Annotated in this window: 16 protein-coding genes and 1 pseudogene; 10 read left to right on the top strand and 7 right to left on the bottom strand. The window is 60.0% G+C overall.

Going from position 1 to position 14,750, the window contains the following annotated elements; all coding sequences use genetic code 11:
* Positions 1-90 precede the first annotated feature (90 nt).
* The 6 genes from LDZ28_RS25550 (at position 91) to LDZ28_RS25525 (ending at position 6,769) form a co-directional block, all read left to right on the top strand.
* Positions 91-1,017, top strand: a complete 927-nt coding sequence (locus LDZ28_RS25550; protein WP_244830200.1) for a LysR family transcriptional regulator — start codon at positions 91-93, stop codon at positions 1,015-1,017.
* 166 nt (positions 1,018-1,183) lie between these two features.
* Positions 1,184-2,332, top strand: a complete 1,149-nt coding sequence (locus LDZ28_RS25545) for an SRPBCC family protein (RefSeq protein ID WP_244830199.1) — start codon at positions 1,184-1,186, stop codon at positions 2,330-2,332.
* A 29-nt stretch (positions 2,333-2,361) separates the two neighbouring features.
* A complete protein-coding gene (locus tag LDZ28_RS25540; protein ID WP_244830198.1) occupies positions 2,362-3,543 on the top strand; it encodes an ABC transporter ATP-binding protein in 1,182 nt (393 codons plus the stop codon).
* Position 3,544: 1 nt separating this feature from the next.
* Positions 3,545-4,591, top strand: a complete 1,047-nt coding sequence (locus LDZ28_RS25535) for an ABC transporter substrate-binding protein (RefSeq protein WP_244830197.1) — start codon at positions 3,545-3,547, stop codon at positions 4,589-4,591.
* 77 nt (positions 4,592-4,668) lie between these two features.
* Positions 4,669-5,922, top strand: coding sequence for an ABC transporter permease (locus LDZ28_RS25530; RefSeq protein ID WP_244830196.1), 1,254 nt, complete (start codon positions 4,669-4,671; stop codon positions 5,920-5,922).
* 19 nt (positions 5,923-5,941) lie between these two features.
* The gene (locus LDZ28_RS25525) at positions 5,942-6,769 is read left to right on the top strand and encodes an ABC transporter permease (RefSeq protein ID WP_244830195.1); all 828 of its coding nucleotides are present in this window, start codon (positions 5,942-5,944) and stop codon (positions 6,767-6,769) included.
* A 57-nt stretch (positions 6,770-6,826) separates the two neighbouring features.
* On the opposite strand, the gene LDZ28_RS25520 is transcribed toward LDZ28_RS25525, so the two are convergent.
* Positions 6,827-7,015 carry a hypothetical protein gene (locus LDZ28_RS25520; protein WP_244830194.1) on the bottom strand — a complete coding sequence of 63 codons (189 nt, stop codon included), beginning with the start codon at positions 7,013-7,015 and terminating at the stop codon, positions 6,827-6,829.
* Between the two features lie 265 nt (positions 7,016-7,280).
* On the opposite strand from LDZ28_RS25520, the gene LDZ28_RS25515 reads away from it, so the two are divergent.
* Together LDZ28_RS25515 and LDZ28_RS25510 are read left to right on the top strand one after the other, a co-directional pair.
* The gene (locus LDZ28_RS25515) at positions 7,281-7,484 is read left to right on the top strand and encodes a CsbD family protein (protein WP_244830193.1); all 204 of its coding nucleotides are present in this window, start codon (positions 7,281-7,283) and stop codon (positions 7,482-7,484) included.
* A 42-nt stretch (positions 7,485-7,526) separates the two neighbouring features.
* Positions 7,527-8,696 (top strand): zinc-dependent alcohol dehydrogenase, encoded by a 1,170-nt coding sequence (locus LDZ28_RS25510; protein ID WP_244830192.1) that lies wholly within the window; start codon positions 7,527-7,529, stop codon positions 8,694-8,696.
* A 19-nt stretch (positions 8,697-8,715) separates the two neighbouring features.
* Here the strand turns inward: LDZ28_RS25510 and LDZ28_RS25505 are convergent, their stop codons facing one another.
* The 3 genes from LDZ28_RS25505 to LDZ28_RS25495 all read right to left on the bottom strand — a co-directional run bounded on the left by LDZ28_RS25505 (position 8,716) and on the right by LDZ28_RS25495 (position 11,351).
* Complete coding sequence (locus LDZ28_RS25505; RefSeq protein WP_244830191.1) at positions 8,716-8,973, bottom strand: hypothetical protein; 258 nt, start codon at positions 8,971-8,973, stop codon at positions 8,716-8,718.
* Between the two features lie 201 nt (positions 8,974-9,174).
* Positions 9,175-9,840, bottom strand: coding sequence for an HAD family phosphatase (locus LDZ28_RS25500; RefSeq protein ID WP_244830190.1), 666 nt, complete (start codon positions 9,838-9,840; stop codon positions 9,175-9,177).
* A complete protein-coding gene (locus LDZ28_RS25495) occupies positions 9,837-11,351 on the bottom strand; it encodes an FGGY-family carbohydrate kinase (RefSeq protein ID WP_244830189.1) in 1,515 nt (504 codons plus the stop codon). The genes LDZ28_RS25500 and LDZ28_RS25495 overlap by 4 nt, the downstream gene beginning before the upstream one ends.
* A gap of 275 nt (positions 11,352-11,626) precedes the next feature.
* On the opposite strand from LDZ28_RS25495, the gene LDZ28_RS25490 reads away from it, so the two are divergent.
* Positions 11,627-12,049 carry an RcnB family protein gene (locus LDZ28_RS25490; RefSeq protein WP_244830188.1) on the top strand — a complete coding sequence of 141 codons (423 nt, stop codon included), beginning with the start codon at positions 11,627-11,629 and terminating at the stop codon, positions 12,047-12,049.
* Between the two features lie 91 nt (positions 12,050-12,140).
* On the opposite strand, the gene LDZ28_RS25485 is transcribed toward LDZ28_RS25490, so the two are convergent.
* The 3 genes and pseudogenes from LDZ28_RS25485 to LDZ28_RS25475 all read right to left on the bottom strand — a co-directional run.
* A complete protein-coding gene (locus LDZ28_RS25485; RefSeq protein WP_244830187.1) occupies positions 12,141-12,548 on the bottom strand; it encodes a VOC family protein in 408 nt (135 codons plus the stop codon).
* A gap of 188 nt (positions 12,549-12,736) precedes the next feature.
* On the bottom strand, positions 12,737-13,372 hold the full coding sequence (locus tag LDZ28_RS25480) for a TetR/AcrR family transcriptional regulator (RefSeq protein WP_244831040.1): 636 nt from the start codon (positions 13,370-13,372) through the stop codon (positions 12,737-12,739).
* Positions 13,373-13,741: 369 nt separating this feature from the next.
* A pseudogene (locus tag LDZ28_RS25475) lies at positions 13,742-13,924 on the bottom strand (helix-turn-helix domain-containing protein); the annotation flags it as partial.
* A 96-nt stretch (positions 13,925-14,020) separates the two neighbouring features.
* Between LDZ28_RS25475 and LDZ28_RS25470 the strand changes: the two are divergent.
* Entirely contained in the window at positions 14,021-14,749 is a 729-nt protein-coding gene (locus LDZ28_RS25470) for a haloacid dehalogenase type II (protein ID WP_244830186.1), read from the top strand.
* Position 14,750: the final 1 nt, after the last annotated feature.

Below are 14,750 nucleotides of genomic sequence, written 5' to 3'. Positions count from 1 at the left end.
AAAAATGCTTAGCATCGGTTTTGGCTATGCAATCCTTTTTGGCGAACCCACAATTCGGCCGGTCAACCGTTTAGAGGCGGAGCGTTTCCGATGGAAAATCACCCTTTGCGTTACTCGCTTCGGCAATTGCGCTACTTCGTCGTGACGGCGGAAGTGCTGTCTTTTACAGCCGCCGCGCGGCGCCTGCACATTTCGCAGCCGTCGATCTCCACCGCGCTCGCGGACCTCGAAATATCGTTTGGCGTGCAGCTCTTCATACGGCATCACGCGGCGGGATTGTCGCTTACGCAAGCAGGCCGAGACCTTCTGGGGCAAGCGCGCAACCTGCTAAAAATAGCCGAAGAATTGCAAATGGCCGCTAAGGAAATGGATGGCGGCATGACGGGCTCGATCGCGCTCGGCTGCCTCGTTTCACTTGCGCCGCCGCTCATGCCGGGGCTCATAAGCCGCTTTACCGGCGAGCATGCAGGGATCTCCTTTAGGACCGTCGAGGCGCATCAGGATGGCCTGCTAAGAGGCTTGCACGACGGCTCGCTCGATATTGCGCTGACCTATAGCCTGGATTTGACCGAGGACATCGCGTTTACGCCACTGCTTTCTCTGCCGCCTTATGTCATCTTGCCGAAGACGCACCGGCTAGCCCGCGCGCGCAAGGTCTCATTAGCGGATCTCGAAGCGGAGCCTTACGTGATGCTGGATTTACCGCATAGCCGAGAATATTTCGCGGCCCTTTTCGATGCCGTCGGCAACCGGCCGGTTCCCGCATTTCGGTCGTCGCAGCCTGAAGTCGTGCGCGGCATGGTGGCTAACGGCTTAGGCTATAGCATCCTCAATTTTCCGCTCAAATCGAATCGCACCGTAGATGGTGAAGACTTCGTGATTAAGCGCTTCAAGGACACCGTCAACGCAACGACGCTAGGCATTGCGCAATCGCGCACCATGAAGCCGCGCCAAGTGGTGCAACGCTTCGCCTCGTTTTGTGAGAACTATATCCGGCGGCTGCATCTAGACGCCTAAGAAACGCCAAAGCCAGGAACGCTACATAGGCAAAAGCTCTGCTTTGTATCCGAAAACAATATTTTGGCTGGTAATTTGGCTTGATAAATTTGTTGCCATGCGAGCGCAACGCCTTGCCGACTCTACGCTGGCGCGCTTATAGGGAAATAGATTCAAGGAGTCTTTCATGACCAGCCAGGCAAGAACGATCCCGATCACGGCACTCGTCGACGAGTTGCGCGCCGGTTGCGAACGATCGTTCAACGACGCGCATGCCATGCCGCCTGGCGTCTACACCTCCGCCGATTTTTTGTCGCTCGAAGAGCGCGACATCTTCGAACGCGAATGGCAATGCGTTGGCCGCGCAAGCGCCTTGAAGTTGCCGGGCGACTACCTGACGGCGCGCATTGGCGCACAGCCTATCGTGGTGTTGCGCGATGAGCAGATGCAACTCAAGGCGATGTCCAACGTCTGCCTGCATCGCATGTCGGTTCTGCTCGAAGGGCGCGGCAACGTGCGCAGGATCGTGTGTCCATATCATGCATGGAATTACTCGCTGGATGGCGCGTTGCAAGGCGCACCCCTGATGGACCGTCAAGAAGGCTTCTGCAAGGAAAGCTATAAGTTGCCCGCCGTGCGGTGTGAAGAATGGCAAGGCTGGATCTATGTAACGCTCGACGATCAAGCGCGGCCGGTCAGTGAACAGCTTGCCGATTTGAGCGGGCTCATCGATGCCTACGGCATGGAACACTACATCGAAACTTTCTATGAAGAGCACGTGTGGGACACCAACTGGAAGATCCTCGCTGAAAACTTCATGGAGAGCTATCACCTGCCCATGCTGCATCGCGCGACAGTAGGACCGCATTCACGTCTTGAAGAGATGGAATGCCCACCGGGCTTTCCCGCATTCAATTACCACTGGATCACGAAGGAAGCGTCTCTGCCCATTGGTAACGCGCATCCGGACAACACGCGGCTTACGGGACACTGGCGCAAGACCACGGCGCTGCTGGCGATCTATCCGACGCATCTCGTCACGCTCACACCTGGCTACTTCTGGTATCTCGTGCTGCAACCGCAAGGCGTTGGCCGCGTGCATATTCGTTTCGGCGGCGGTCTTGCGCCCGAGTTCATCGCCGACCCAGAAGCGAATGCGCATATGGCCTCGCTCAAGACCTTGCTCGATGAAGTCAACGCGGAAGACAAGCGCGGCGTCGAAGCGGTTTTTCGTGGCGTGCATGCGCCGCTTGCAAAGCCCGGTCATCTCAGCCATCTCGAACGGCCCAACTATGACTTCGCGCGCTATCTCGCCAGCAAGGTTGGCGCGCATTGAACGTCACTGCAAACGGACAGGACCGAACGATGCCTGACGCTTCCTTTATCTCGTTCACGGGCGTGAGCAAGTCTTATGACGGCGTGCATTACGTCGTCGAAGACTTGAATCTCGACGTGCGCAAGGGAGAATTCCTGTCGCTGCTCGGGCCATCGGGCTCAGGCAAAACGACCACGCTCATGATGCTCGCGGGATTCGAATCTCCCACGCAAGGCGAGATTCGTCTCGATGGCAAACGTCTCGACGACAAGCCGCCGCATCTGCGCGATATCGGCATGGTGTTTCAGAACTACGCGCTGTTTCCGCATCTGACGATTGCAGAGAACGTCGCGTTCCCGCTCTCCGTGCGCCACGTAAGCCGCGCCGATCAGAAGGCGCGTGTCAAGCGCGCGCTCGAAATGATCGAACTGCCGCATCTCGCGAACCGGCGTCCTTCGCAGCTTTCCGGTGGGCAGCAACAGCGCGTGGCGCTCGCGCGCGCACTCGTCTTCGAACCGAGCGTCGTGCTCATGGACGAACCGCTCGGCGCACTCGACAAGCGTCTGCGCGAAACCATGCAATACGAGATCATGCGGCTGCATCGCGAGTTGTCGCTCACCATCGTCTATGTCACGCACGATCAGGCCGAAGCGCTGACCATGTCGGACCGAGTCGCCGTGTTTTCCGATGGCCGTATTCAGCAAGCCGCCACGCCCGGCGAACTCTATGAGAACGCGCAGAACGCTTTCGTCGCGAACTTCGTGGGCGAGAACAACGGCCTCATTGGCCGCGTGGCCAGTACGAGCGACGAATGGGCGACCCTGGCCCTCGCGGACGGCAACATCATTCGTGGACGATGCGAACCCGGCCTCACCGAAGGCGACGAAGCCATGCTCGCGCTGCGCCCCGAACGCGCGCACATTCCGAGCGCGGAAGGTTCGCATGTCGACGAACACAGCAACGTGGTGCGCGCCCGAGTCGAAGAACTCGTTTATTGCGGCGATCATCATCGCGTGCACCTGAAGCTCGGCACGCGCGACAACCTCGTCGTCAAGCTGCCGAACACTCAGCGTCACGCCTTGCCCGCGGATGGCAGCACGGTCGATGTCGCCTGGCGCCACGACGACTGCAAGATACTTGCGATGAGCGCGTCCAGAAGCGTGTCCACACCTCTTTCTTCCACACCGTCGTCAACTTCAATCACCACGCCCGCTACAGCAGGAGCCAACTGACATGCGCACTTTTATCAAAACTCAATGCGCGGCACTCGCGTTATGCGCGTTTTCCAGCATCACCGTTCAGGCTGCAGAGACACTTTCGGTCGTGACGTTCGGCGGCGCTTATGAAGCCGCTGCGAAGAAGGCTTATTTCGAGCCCTTTACGCAAGCCACGGGCGTTGGCTTCTCGACGGAATCGTACGACGGCGGCTTGGCCAAGCTCTCCGCGATGGAACAGGCGAAGAACACGACGTGGGACCTGATCGACCTCGAAACCAACGACGCGATCACCGCTTGCGACGAAGGTCTTCTCATGAAGTTCGACAAGAAGACGCTCGGCAAGACGAGCGACTTCATTCCCGGCTCCATCCTCGATTGCGCAGTGGCGAGCATGGTGTGGTCCACCGTCTACGCCTACGATGCGAGCAAGTTGAAGACCGCGCCGACCAGCGTCAACGACTTCTTCGACTTGCAGAAGTTTCCCGGCAAGCGCGGCCTGCGCAAGTCGCCAAAGGTGACGATGGAATGGGCGTTGATCGCCGACGGCGTCGATCCCAAGGATGTCTATAAGGTGCTTGGCACGCCAGCTGGCGTGGATCGCGCATTCAAGAAGCTCGACACCATCAAGAAGAACATCGTGTGGTGGGAGTCGGGTGCGCAGGCGCCGCAGTTGCTCGCCGACGGCGCAGTGGCGATGACACAGGTCTATAACGGCCGTATCGACGATGCAGCGAAGAAGGACAACAAGCCCTTCAAGGCCGTGTGGGACGCGCAGGTGTACGACTTCGAATGGTGGGGCATTCCGACGGGCGCGAAGAACGCAAACACGGCGGCCAAGTTCATCATCTCGGCATCGCAGCCGAAGGCGTATGCGGATCTTACGAAGTACATCGCTTATGCGCCGCCGCGCAAGGACGCTATAGAACTGGTGGACAAGCAGCGTCTTGCCGACCTGCCGACCTCGCCTGCCAACTTCAAGCGCGCCGTGCAGATCAACGCGAATTTCTGGGCCGACAATGCCGATCAGATCAACAAGCGCTTTCAGGTGTGGCTGACGCAGTAAGACAGCAAGGTATCGACGCTGTCCGCTTCACGCGAAACATGATCCGAAGAGAGCCCGACTTGACCGCGACCACCAACATGTCCGTATCCGCAAAGGCCGCGCCATCGGGCTCTCCTAGAAGCGCCGACGGCCACGCGTCTTATCAGAAGGCGCGTCGCCGTGCATCGTTGCAAGCGCTGTTGCTTGCGTTGCCGCTGATCGTGTTTCTGTTGTCTACCTTTATCGCGCCGATTGCGCTACTGCTCGCGCGCAGCGTGCAGAATCGCGAAGTCCCCGACAGCATGCCCGCCCTCACGCGCGCGCTCGATGCCTGGGACGGCCACGGCGTGCCCGACGAACGCACCTTCGCATTGCTGGCCGCCGGCCTCAAGGAAGCCCAGCAAAGCGGTCAGCTCGGGACCGTGGCGCGCCGTCTGAACTTCGCGCAAGCGGAGTTTCGCAGCCTGTTGATGCGTACCGCACGCAGCCTGCCCGCCGATGCACCACCCGCATGGAAACCCGCGCTCATCGAAACCGACGAGCGCTGGAATTCCCCGGAAATCTGGCGCTTGCTCAAGCGCGCCGCTGCATCGCCCACGCCCGACTACCTGCTCGCAGCGGTCGATGCGCAAGTGACACCGCAAGGCAAGATAGCGTCCATGCCGGCCGATTCATCGGTGTTTCGCGAGGCGTTCGTGCGTACCATCTCCATCAGCGCAACCGTCACGCTCATGTGTCTCGTGCTCGGTTACCCCGTTGCGTGGTTGCTCGCCAATCTGCCCGCTAAGAGCAGCAACCGTCTCATGCTGTTTGTGATCGTGCCGTTCTGGACCTCGCTTCTCGTGCGCACGACCGCCTGGTATGTGCTGCTGCAACCGGGCGGCGTCATCAACAGCCTGCTCATGGGGCTGGGCCTTGCGTCGCATCCCGTGCCGCTCATCTTCAATCGCGCGGGCGTGCTGATCGGCATGACGCACGTGCTGCTGCCTTATATGATCCTCGCCATCTTCTCGGTGATGAAAAGCGTATCGCCCGTTTATATGCGTGCAGCGAAGTCGCTGGGCGCGCATCCGTTCACTGCGTTCATGCGGGTCTATGTGCCGCAGACGCTGCCGGGCGTGGGCGCGGGATGCTTCCTCGTGTTCGTGCTAGCGCTCGGCTACTACATCACGCCTGCGCTACTCGGCGGCGCGGGCGATGAAATGATCAGCCAGCTCATCGCCATTCAGACCAACACGCAGCTCAACTGGGGACTCGCGGGCGCGCTGTCGGCGTACCTCGTGATCTTCACGGCGGTCTTCTATTTCCTCTTCAACCGCATAGTCGGCATCGACCGGCTGCGTTTCGGTTGAACGACACGGACTCGACGACATGCAAGATCAACGCAATACCGTGCTGACCGAACGCGTGGCGAATCGCTGGGTGCGCGTGCATACGGCGATCGTCCTGTTCTTTCTGATCGCGCCCATCCTCGCGATCATTCCGCTCTCGTTCAATTCGGGTTCGTACTTTTCATATCCGATGCAGGGCTTTTCAATGCGCTGGTACGAGCAGGCGTTGACGAGCGCGGACTGGCAGCGCTCGCTATTGAACAGCATCGGCATTGGCGCGGCGTCGACGTTGATCGCGACCTGTCTCGGCACGCTGGCCGCGCTGGGCCTGAGCCGCGCGCAATTTCCGTGGCGCTCGCTCATCATGCCCATCATCATTTCACCGATGATCGTACCCATCGTCGTCGTGGCTGCGGGCTTCTATCTAATCTTCGCGCCGCTCGGTCTCGTCAACTCGTATCCGGGTGTCGTGCTCGCGCATGCGGCGCTTGGTACGCCATTCGTGGTCATCACCGTGACGGCTTCGCTGCTGTCGTTCGATCAGAGCCTGCTGCGCGCGGCGTCCGGTCTTGGCGCGGCGCCATGGATCACGTTCAGGCGTGTGACGTTACCGCTGATCATGCCTGCAGTCGCCACAGGCAGCGTGTTTGCCTTTGCCACTTCATTCGATGAAGTCATCGTGATTCTATTCATCGGCGGGCCGGATCAGAAGACCGTGCCGCGTCAGATGTGGAGCGGCATCCGCGATTCGATCGACCCGTCCATACTGGCGGTCGCGACCATGCTGATCGTCTTCGCCGTGCTGCTTTTTGCGAGCATCAACTGGCTGCGCGGACGTGCAGCGGCGGCCAGTCAGGCGCTCGGCTGATCAGACACACGATAAGCGGCGCGGGCCATTCGGACCGCGCCGCCACACCGCTTTACATCAAGACTTATCGCCTCCTTCCGGCTCGATCTCCGTCAGATCGTCCGGGTCAACTTCCGCTTCGCGGACAGTCGTTCCTTCATCATCGGTTTCCGATACATCCGTGGTGAGCACATCGTCCGTGCCGGATTCGACTTCGTCGTCGCTTTTCGGGTCATCGGTCATGGGGGTTTCTGCGGGCGTGTTCATCTTGTTGCTCCTGATAGTTGCGTTTAAGTGATCGGATGGATAAACAGACGAATCACATCCGGACGCACAGATCAGGCGTGGATTCGATGCGCGATGTCGAACCATGAAGCGCACTTCTTTCTCGCAGCAATCGTAGTGCCGCATGTCGGCCGGAGCGCTCGCGCAATGTATACACGGCGAAGGCACACGCGTTGCTGAATTGTATCGACGCCAACGATTGGCGCAAGAGACTCTTAGGCTTCCGATACATGGCACGGAGAACGCAATGAACAAGGATCAGAAAGAAGGCATCAAGGAACAAATAAAGGGCTGGACCGACACGGCCATCGGCACACTCACCGGCAATGAAGATCGCAAGCTGAAGGGTGACGTCGAGATAACGAACGGTGCGAATCGAAAGGACTACGGTGACCAGAAGGACAATATGGAAAAGGGCATCGAAGATCCCGGCGAGCCAACCAACAAGTAAGGCGTCGTCGACAGTTCACTCTAAAGGACAAGGATACTTCCAATGAAAGCGCTTACTTGGCACGGCAAGAAGGACATTCGCTACGACACGGTACCGGACCCGCAGATCGAACATCCGCGCGACGCGATCATCAAGGTGTCGAGTTGCGCCATCTGCGGCTCGGACCTGCATCTGTTCGATGGGTTCATGCCGGGCATGGAATCCGGCGACATCATGGGCCACGAGTTCATGGGCGAAGTGGTCGAAGTCGGCGCTGAAAACGCGGCGCTCAAGATCGGCGACCGCATAGTCGTACCGTTCACCATCTTTTGCGGCGAGTGCGATCAATGCAAGCGCGGTAATTTCTCCGTGTGCGAGCGCAGTAATCGCAACAAGAGCACGGCCGACAAGGTTTTCGGACACACCACGGCGGGTCTCTTTGGCTACACGCATTTGACGGGCGGCTATGCCGGCGGCCAGGCCGAGTACGTACGCATACCTTTCGCCGATAAAACGCACGTGAAGATTCCCGATGGCCTTTCAGATGAACAAGTGCTTTTCCTCGGCGACATCTTCCCGACAGGCTGGCAAGCGGCGATCAACTGCGATATCGAGCCAACGGACACCGTGGCGATCTGGGGCGCGGGACCGGTGGGACAAATGGCGATTCGCAGCGCATTTCTGCTTGGTGCAAAGCATGTCGTCGTAATCGACTGCGTGCCTGAACGCCTTGCAATGGCGCGCGTCACGGGCGCCACCACCATCAACTTCAAGGAAGAGAGCGTGGTCGAGCGCCTCGCCGATCTCACGCAAGGCAAAGGCCCGGAAAAGTGTATTGATGCCGTTGGCATGGAGTCGCACGCCACGGGCTCGTTCGACTCGCTTTACGATCGAGCCAAGCAGGCGGTCATGCTCGAGTCGGACCGGCCGCACGTGTTGCGCGAGATGATCTACGTATGCCGTCCCGCGGGCATTCTGTCGGTACCGGGCGTCTATGGCGGACTGATCGACAAGATTCCCTTTGGCGCCTCGATGAACAAGGGCCTCACCTGGCGCATGGGTCAGACGCACGTGGCTCGCTGGACCGACGACCTGCTCAGCCGCATTCAGGAAGGTCAGATCGACCCCTCGTTCGTCATCACGCACCGCGTCTCGCTTGCGGAAGGACCGGAAATGTACAAGACCTTCCGCGACAAGGAGGACGGTTGCATCAAGGTGGTACTCACACCCTGAAGCAAAAAAACGCCGGTCTTCAAAGACCGGCGTTTTTCGATTCCTCGTCACGCACGACGGATTGTGGCGCAATCGGCAGTGGTTCACCATCGACGAAAGCGGTGCCGCATGTCAGCGCAAACTGCAGCGCCGCGTCGCGGCTGGGAAATGCGCCCAACTCGCGCAGTACCGTTTCCTCGCCGTCTTCTTCCAGAATCGATACGCACGATACGAACAGCTTGCCGCTTCGACCTGCGGACGGCTGTAGCGCTACACCTCGATGATAGAGCGTAAGCATGGTGTCTCCTTCGTTTCCGAGCGTCCGTTCGCAGCGCGCGGCGCATTATGCGAACGAGGCACGTTCCATGTGCAGCCATTCATCTTAGCGCGTCTTTACGCGCGTGCTTTGCATAGAATCATGCAGGCTTAACGAAGGCATGCACCGATTGCCATCTCGCTTTAGCAAGCGGCGCACCTGAAAACGCCGACACTTTCTTGCTTAGGCCAGATCTACGCCCAGCGCCTTGGCAAGCTCCTCGGCGGAGCGGACGATTTGCGCATCGTTTGAAAAAAGCGCGGCGCCAGCATCGTCGAAAGGCCAGGCCAGCACGCGCATGTTCGCCGCGATCGCCGCGCGCGCCCCAGTGGGACTGTCTTCCACGACGACCACTTCCTCCGGCTCAAGACGCATGAGCCACGCCGCGCGTTCGTACGGCTCGGCGCTCGGCTTGCCGTTGCGCACGTCGTTCACACTTACGCTCACGAGTTGCGGTTCCTCGATGCCCAGTGCTCGCAAGTTCGCTTCAAGCAACATGCGCGACGAATTGGACACGATTCCTTGCGTTATGCCCGCCCGCTTCACCGCGCGATACACCTCGAGCGCGCCAGGACGCGGCACGAGCCGAGGCGCGCCTTCGAGATAATGCCGTGCGCGAAACGCGGACCAGTCCGCGAAGTCCGTATCGATGCCAAAGCGTTCGCTACACAGCGCGTGCACTTCGCGCCCTGTCTTACCGAAGATCAGCGGATGCAATTCGTCGCCCGCTTCGATGCCGTGATGCGCAAGCACCGCAACCAGCGTGCTCAAATGAAGCGGTTCGCTTTCGGCGAGCGTGCCGTCCATGTCCCAAAGGACAGCCTTGATGGAGGAAGTCTGATTCGTCATGTAGAGGTTGGGTTGTCTGGAAAGAGTCGGTCGAGATCGTCGTAAAACTGCTGCGAGTGCACATAAAGGCGCTCGAAAATCGGCATCATGCGGTCATAGGTATCGCTCGCACGCGGGTCGGGCTGCACTTCGCGCTCGAACTGCACGAAGGCGCGCACGGCGTCGGCGAGACGTGCGAACTGGCCATGCGCGGTTGCAGCAAGAATGGCGCAGCCTATCACGCCGCATTCCAATTGCGCCGGCACGAGAATGGGCGTGCGGTACATGCTGGCCTTGATATCGAGCCAAAGCGACGCCTTCGCGCCGCCGCTTGCCGCAACGAGCCGCTCGATACCCACGCCTTCGGGCTTGATGAGCGCGATATGCCGACGCACGCCAAATGCAACGCCTTCGAGCACCGCGCGATGTAGATGGGCGAGCCCGTGACTCGCCGCAATACCGAAGAACTGTGCACGCGAATTAGCGTGCTCGCCGAGACGCTCGCCTGTGAGATACGGCAGAAAGAACAAACCTTCCGAACCCACCGGCGCGCTTGCGGCCTTGGCAGCGACATCGTCGTAGGACAGCGCGTTTTCATGGAACGCGCGACGCGCCCAGCGCATGGCATCGCCGCCCGAATCGAGCAACATGAAGCGTCCCCACAGCCCTTCGCAAGTCGCTAGATTCGACACTTCGGGATGCAGCATCGGTGTGTCGGCGATGATCGTGATGATCGACGATGTGCCCGTGATATCCGATGCCAGCCCCGGCTCGAACACGCCCGAGCCGAGCACGGACACCGGATAATCCGCGCCGCCAACCAGCACCGGCGTACCCGCGCGCAAACCGGTTGCGGCGGCCGCTTCGTGCGTCACGCCGCCGAGTATGTCGAGCGGCGCACGAATCGGCGCGAGCTTCGCGGCATCGAGCCCGAGCAAGGTCAGCATGTCTTGCGACCACTCGCGCGTGCGCGGGTCCATCATGAAGCTCGTCGATGCATCGCTCCAGTCGCACGCACGTTCGCCCGTGAGTTTGAAGTTCACGTAGTCCTTCGGCATGAACACCGTGCTCGCGCGTTCATAAGCCGACGGGTCGTGCTCCTTGATCCATTGCAGCTTGAAACCGGGCCACGCGGGCGTCGCGGGGTTCGCGGTCTTCGCGAGATACGAGGCGCTTGCGTGGCGCGCGCAAAACGCCGCGACCTGTGCGAAGGTGCGCTTGTCGTTCCAGAGCGGCGCGGTATCGCGTGCGAGTTGACCATCGGCGTCGATCAGCACCGTGCCGTGCATCTGGCCGCATGCGCATATCGCGACGATATGGGAAGCTGCATCCGGAACGTCGTCGAGCACTTCGCGTATCGAGCGCGCGGCGCCTTCCCACCAGTCCGCTGGGCGTTGCTCAGACCAGCCGTAACGCGGCACGATTTGCTCGTGCTCATGTGCGGCGATGCTGCGCACCACGCCACGCGCATCGACGAGTGCGGCTCGCACGCTGCCCGTCCCGACATCGATGGCAAGATAATAGGTCTGCATGTCGTTCCATCCGTTGGACAGCTTCATTGCGGTCATGCAGTCCACGCGGCCTGCCTTTCAAGTGTACCGACAGATGCCGAAGTACCCGGCCAGGCGGTACGTGCCGCGATCTGTATCCTTCGCGTGTCTGCTCCCCCCTCGCCGTAATGATACGTAAGCGACGCTTACATCTGCTCACCCCGTTTCCTTTCGGCTTTGAGTAAAGTCCGCTCATCGATTCGCAGCGCACGCATCAGGCGATGCACGCGAACCTCTCACTCGATTGGAGAATCAACATGAAGCAGAATCGAATCGTTGCCGCGCTGTTGTGCGCGACCTTGAGTCTTGCCGCCGGCGCTTCCTTTGCGCAGCAAGGCCCCGGCGGTCCGGATCAGAACCATGGCGGCGGTCCGGGACAAAATCACGGCGGCCCGCAAAATCATGGCGGTCCTGGCCAACCAGGACACGGCCCTGCTAATTACGGACATGACGCACCGCGCCCGCCCGAGCATGCGGACAACGGCCCGCGCCATTCAGACTGGCAGAAAGGTCAGCATCTGTCGCAAGACTATCGTGACCATCAATACGTCGTCGATAACTACCATGAACACGGCCTGCGTCAGCCGCCGCGCGGCTATCAGTGGGTAGGCGTCGGTGGCGACTATCTGCTCGTCGCCGTTGCTTCGGGGATCATCGCGCAAGTCGTGCTTTCGCAGTAACTCGCACTACGCCGCGAGGCGTCTCGCGAAACGACACAAGCCGCATTGCCTTTTACAGGGCAATGCGGCTTTTGCAATCTACGCTCGATGCTTACTCGTCGAACGTGCCGCGAAACTCCGGTGCGGCGTCCGAACGCGTATTCAACTCGAACATCACACCGCCCGGCGCGCGGCAAAAGAAGCGCGAGCCACGGCCATTGTTGAAGACCGCCGTTTCCATCTGAACACCCTCTTGCTTGAAGCGATCATAGAGTTCCTGCAACGCATCGACAGTGGGCAGTTCGAAGCCCGCGTGGAAATTTCGGGGCCACGTGACGTCATCGCTTTCGACATGATCGATTACCACGTCGAAGCCGGGACGCTTCAAAATGTACGACTTGTCCCAGCTTCCCGAAACGGTGAAGCCCAAATAGTGTTCAAAGAATTTCGCGGTTGCAGCAGTATCGCGTGAAGGAAAGCTCAGGTGGTTGAGCTTCATGCTCTTGATGGTTTCTGTCATCGTCGTTCTCATCTGTTAATGGCGAAGGCCCATGCCGTTTCGCTCGACGACGTCAGAATAAAAGTAAAAGCTCACATTGTACAACTCGCATCGAGCACCTCCACGCGCGCGGCGTGAAGTCCGCATGGCGCGGTTCGTCGCGGCTTGGCACGCCCGCGCTTGCTTTGCGCTTGCTCACATTCGCATGTTCAGCTCTCGCGAGCGAGATACCCGAAAACCGCCGCGCGAACGCGCCGTTGCAGACGTTCGAGGTCGCGTTCCCCGCGTTCACCCGCCGCGTCGGTCATGCCTCGGATAATCGCCGACAGGTCGCCTGCCGCTATTTCCGGTTGCGGATGCTTCGGAGCCGCTCTCGCTACGATTGCAGCAAACAGCCCCGCGAGGTCCACCTTGGCAAGCTCATCGCGCAAGGCCGGACGGCTCTCCTCGATATCGAGCAGCCGCGCGAGCATCGGACGCTCAAGTTGCTGACGTACCGACGCGCCGATCAGATATTCGAGCGCCGCCTTGCCGCTTCGCTTATCCAGCGCGATGGCTGCGTCATCGTAGAAGCGTTGCGCCTCACGATGGATGAGCGCAACGGTCAGCGCGTCCTTGCCCGGGAAGTACTGATACAGCGAGCCGATGCTCACGCCGGCACGCGCGGCGACTGCATTTGTATTGAAGCCTTCGAAGCCTTCGCTTTCGAGCACTTGAGCCGCGGCTTCCACGATGGCGGCGACAGTCTCCGCCGAGCGCGGCTGCGTCGGCGATTTGCGCAGGCGCAAATGGGCACGCGGCTGACGCTTGTTTGCTCGCGACGTTTGCGGTGCGCGCTCGATCATGACTGCTTTTGCAGGGCGCGGCTTGCTCGTGTAAGCCTCGACGAGCGCAATCAGTTCCCATCGAAACACGGGTGATGCCAAGCGTTCGTTGCGCGCCGCCTCCTCAAGCGCGCCGCCCACCGCGCCCGCAAGCACTTCAGCGCCAATGCGCCTGTGCTCCGCGGAGCATCGCGTAAATGCCGCGAAGAGCGCTTCGTACGCTCGTCTGCATTCGGCTTCGCAGCGGCCCTCTTCGAGCAGCACACGCTGCGCGGCAGGATCGCGGCGATGCACCTCGATCATCCCATCGACGAACGCGGCAACTTGCCCACGTCCGACTTGCAGCACGGGAAGCAGATCATCGCGATGACGCTGGCGGACGGCGTCGATCAACGCGCCCTTGTCTGGAAAGTATCGATACAGCGAACCGATGCTCACGCCCGCCGCTTCTGCGACCGCATTCGTCGTCAGAAGCTGGCCGCGTTCACCGAGCAGGCGCGCGGCGGCATCCACGATGGAATCGATGGTCCTTATCGAGCGGTCTTGCCGGGGAGCGTTGCGAGCTTGCGCCATCATGCGGCCTTATCGGTTTAAAATGAGTAATTCGCTCACATTCTAATCTGCGGCAAGATACCGGGTGTTCGTTACCAACGCCAAAAAGGAGCCGCAGTGAATCTCACCGATTTCGATACGCTCACCTTCGACTGCTACGGAACCTTGATCGACTGGGAAACCGGCATTTTCGAAGGCTTGCGGCCATTGCTCGAACGCGCGGTTCCGCCGCCCACGCGCGATCAGGTACTCGAAGCGCATGCGCGTCACGAGTCTTCGCAGCAGCAGTACACGCCGGGCAAGCGCTATCAGGAGGTGCTGGCCATCGTATACAAGCGGCTCGCCGAGGAATGGAGACTCTCTTACACGCAGGAAGAATGCGTCGCGTATGGTCGGTCCATCCGCAACTGGCCTGCGTTTGCGGACTCCGCCGAAGCGCTTCGTTATCTGAAGCAGCATTTCAAGCTCGTGATTCTCTCAAACGTCGATAACGAAAGCTTTGCGTTCAGCAACGCGAAGTTGCAAGTGGAATTCGACGGCATCGTCACCGCCGAGGATGTCGGCGCATACAAGCCATCACAACGTAACTTCGAGTATTTGCTGGAGAAGCTTGCAAGCCGAGGCATTCGCAAGGAGCAGATTCTTCACGTCGCGGAAAGTCTGTTTCACGATCACAAGCCCGCGAACGAAATCGGGCTGACGTCATGCTGGATTTATCGGCGGCACGGGCAGCCGGGCTTCGGCGCAACGATGGACCCAGGCGCGCAACCTCGCATCGACTTTCGGTTCAAGAGCATGGCGGAGTTTGCGCAGGCGCATCAAGATGCGTTGAGTGATACGACTTAAA

The organism is Caballeronia sp. TF1N1 (assembly GCF_022878925.1).
GTDB lineage: Bacteria > Pseudomonadota > Gammaproteobacteria > Burkholderiales > Burkholderiaceae > Caballeronia.
Note: the sequence above shows the minus strand (reverse complement) of the source record. Positions and strands in the feature narration are given on the sequence as shown.

What these genes read in the sequence shown, in the direction of transcription:
- LDZ28_RS25550 (WP_244830200.1), top strand. Translation starts at nt 91, where the DNA reads ATGGAAAATCACCCTTTGCGTTACTCGCTTCGGCAATTGCGCTACTTC.
- LDZ28_RS25545 (WP_244830199.1), top strand. Translation starts at nt 1,184, where the DNA reads ATGACCAGCCAGGCAAGAACGATCCCGATCACGGCACTCGTCGACGAG.
- LDZ28_RS25540 (WP_244830198.1), top strand. Translation starts at nt 2,362, where the DNA reads ATGCCTGACGCTTCCTTTATCTCGTTCACGGGCGTGAGCAAGTCTTAT.
- LDZ28_RS25535 (WP_244830197.1), top strand. Translation starts at nt 3,545, where the DNA reads ATGCGCACTTTTATCAAAACTCAATGCGCGGCACTCGCGTTATGCGCG.
- LDZ28_RS25530 (WP_244830196.1), top strand. Translation starts at nt 4,669, where the DNA reads ATGTCCGTATCCGCAAAGGCCGCGCCATCGGGCTCTCCTAGAAGCGCC.
- LDZ28_RS25525 (WP_244830195.1), top strand. Translation starts at nt 5,942, where the DNA reads ATGCAAGATCAACGCAATACCGTGCTGACCGAACGCGTGGCGAATCGC.
- LDZ28_RS25520 (WP_244830194.1), bottom strand. Translation starts at nt 7,015, where the DNA reads ATGAACACGCCCGCAGAAACCCCCATGACCGATGACCCGAAAAGCGAC.
- LDZ28_RS25515 (WP_244830193.1), top strand. Translation starts at nt 7,281, where the DNA reads ATGAACAAGGATCAGAAAGAAGGCATCAAGGAACAAATAAAGGGCTGG.
- LDZ28_RS25510 (WP_244830192.1), top strand. Translation starts at nt 7,527, where the DNA reads ATGAAAGCGCTTACTTGGCACGGCAAGAAGGACATTCGCTACGACACG.
- LDZ28_RS25505 (WP_244830191.1), bottom strand. Translation starts at nt 8,973, where the DNA reads ATGCTTACGCTCTATCATCGAGGTGTAGCGCTACAGCCGTCCGCAGGT.
- LDZ28_RS25500 (WP_244830190.1), bottom strand. Translation starts at nt 9,840, where the DNA reads ATGACGAATCAGACTTCCTCCATCAAGGCTGTCCTTTGGGACATGGAC.
- LDZ28_RS25495 (WP_244830189.1), bottom strand. Translation starts at nt 11,351, where the DNA reads ATGCAGACCTATTATCTTGCCATCGATGTCGGGACGGGCAGCGTGCGA.
- LDZ28_RS25490 (WP_244830188.1), top strand. Translation starts at nt 11,627, where the DNA reads ATGAAGCAGAATCGAATCGTTGCCGCGCTGTTGTGCGCGACCTTGAGT.
- LDZ28_RS25485 (WP_244830187.1), bottom strand. Translation starts at nt 12,548, where the DNA reads ATGACAGAAACCATCAAGAGCATGAAGCTCAACCACCTGAGCTTTCCT.
- LDZ28_RS25480 (WP_244831040.1), bottom strand. Translation starts at nt 13,372, where the DNA reads ATGATCGAGCGCGCACCGCAAACGTCGCGAGCAAACAAGCGTCAGCCG.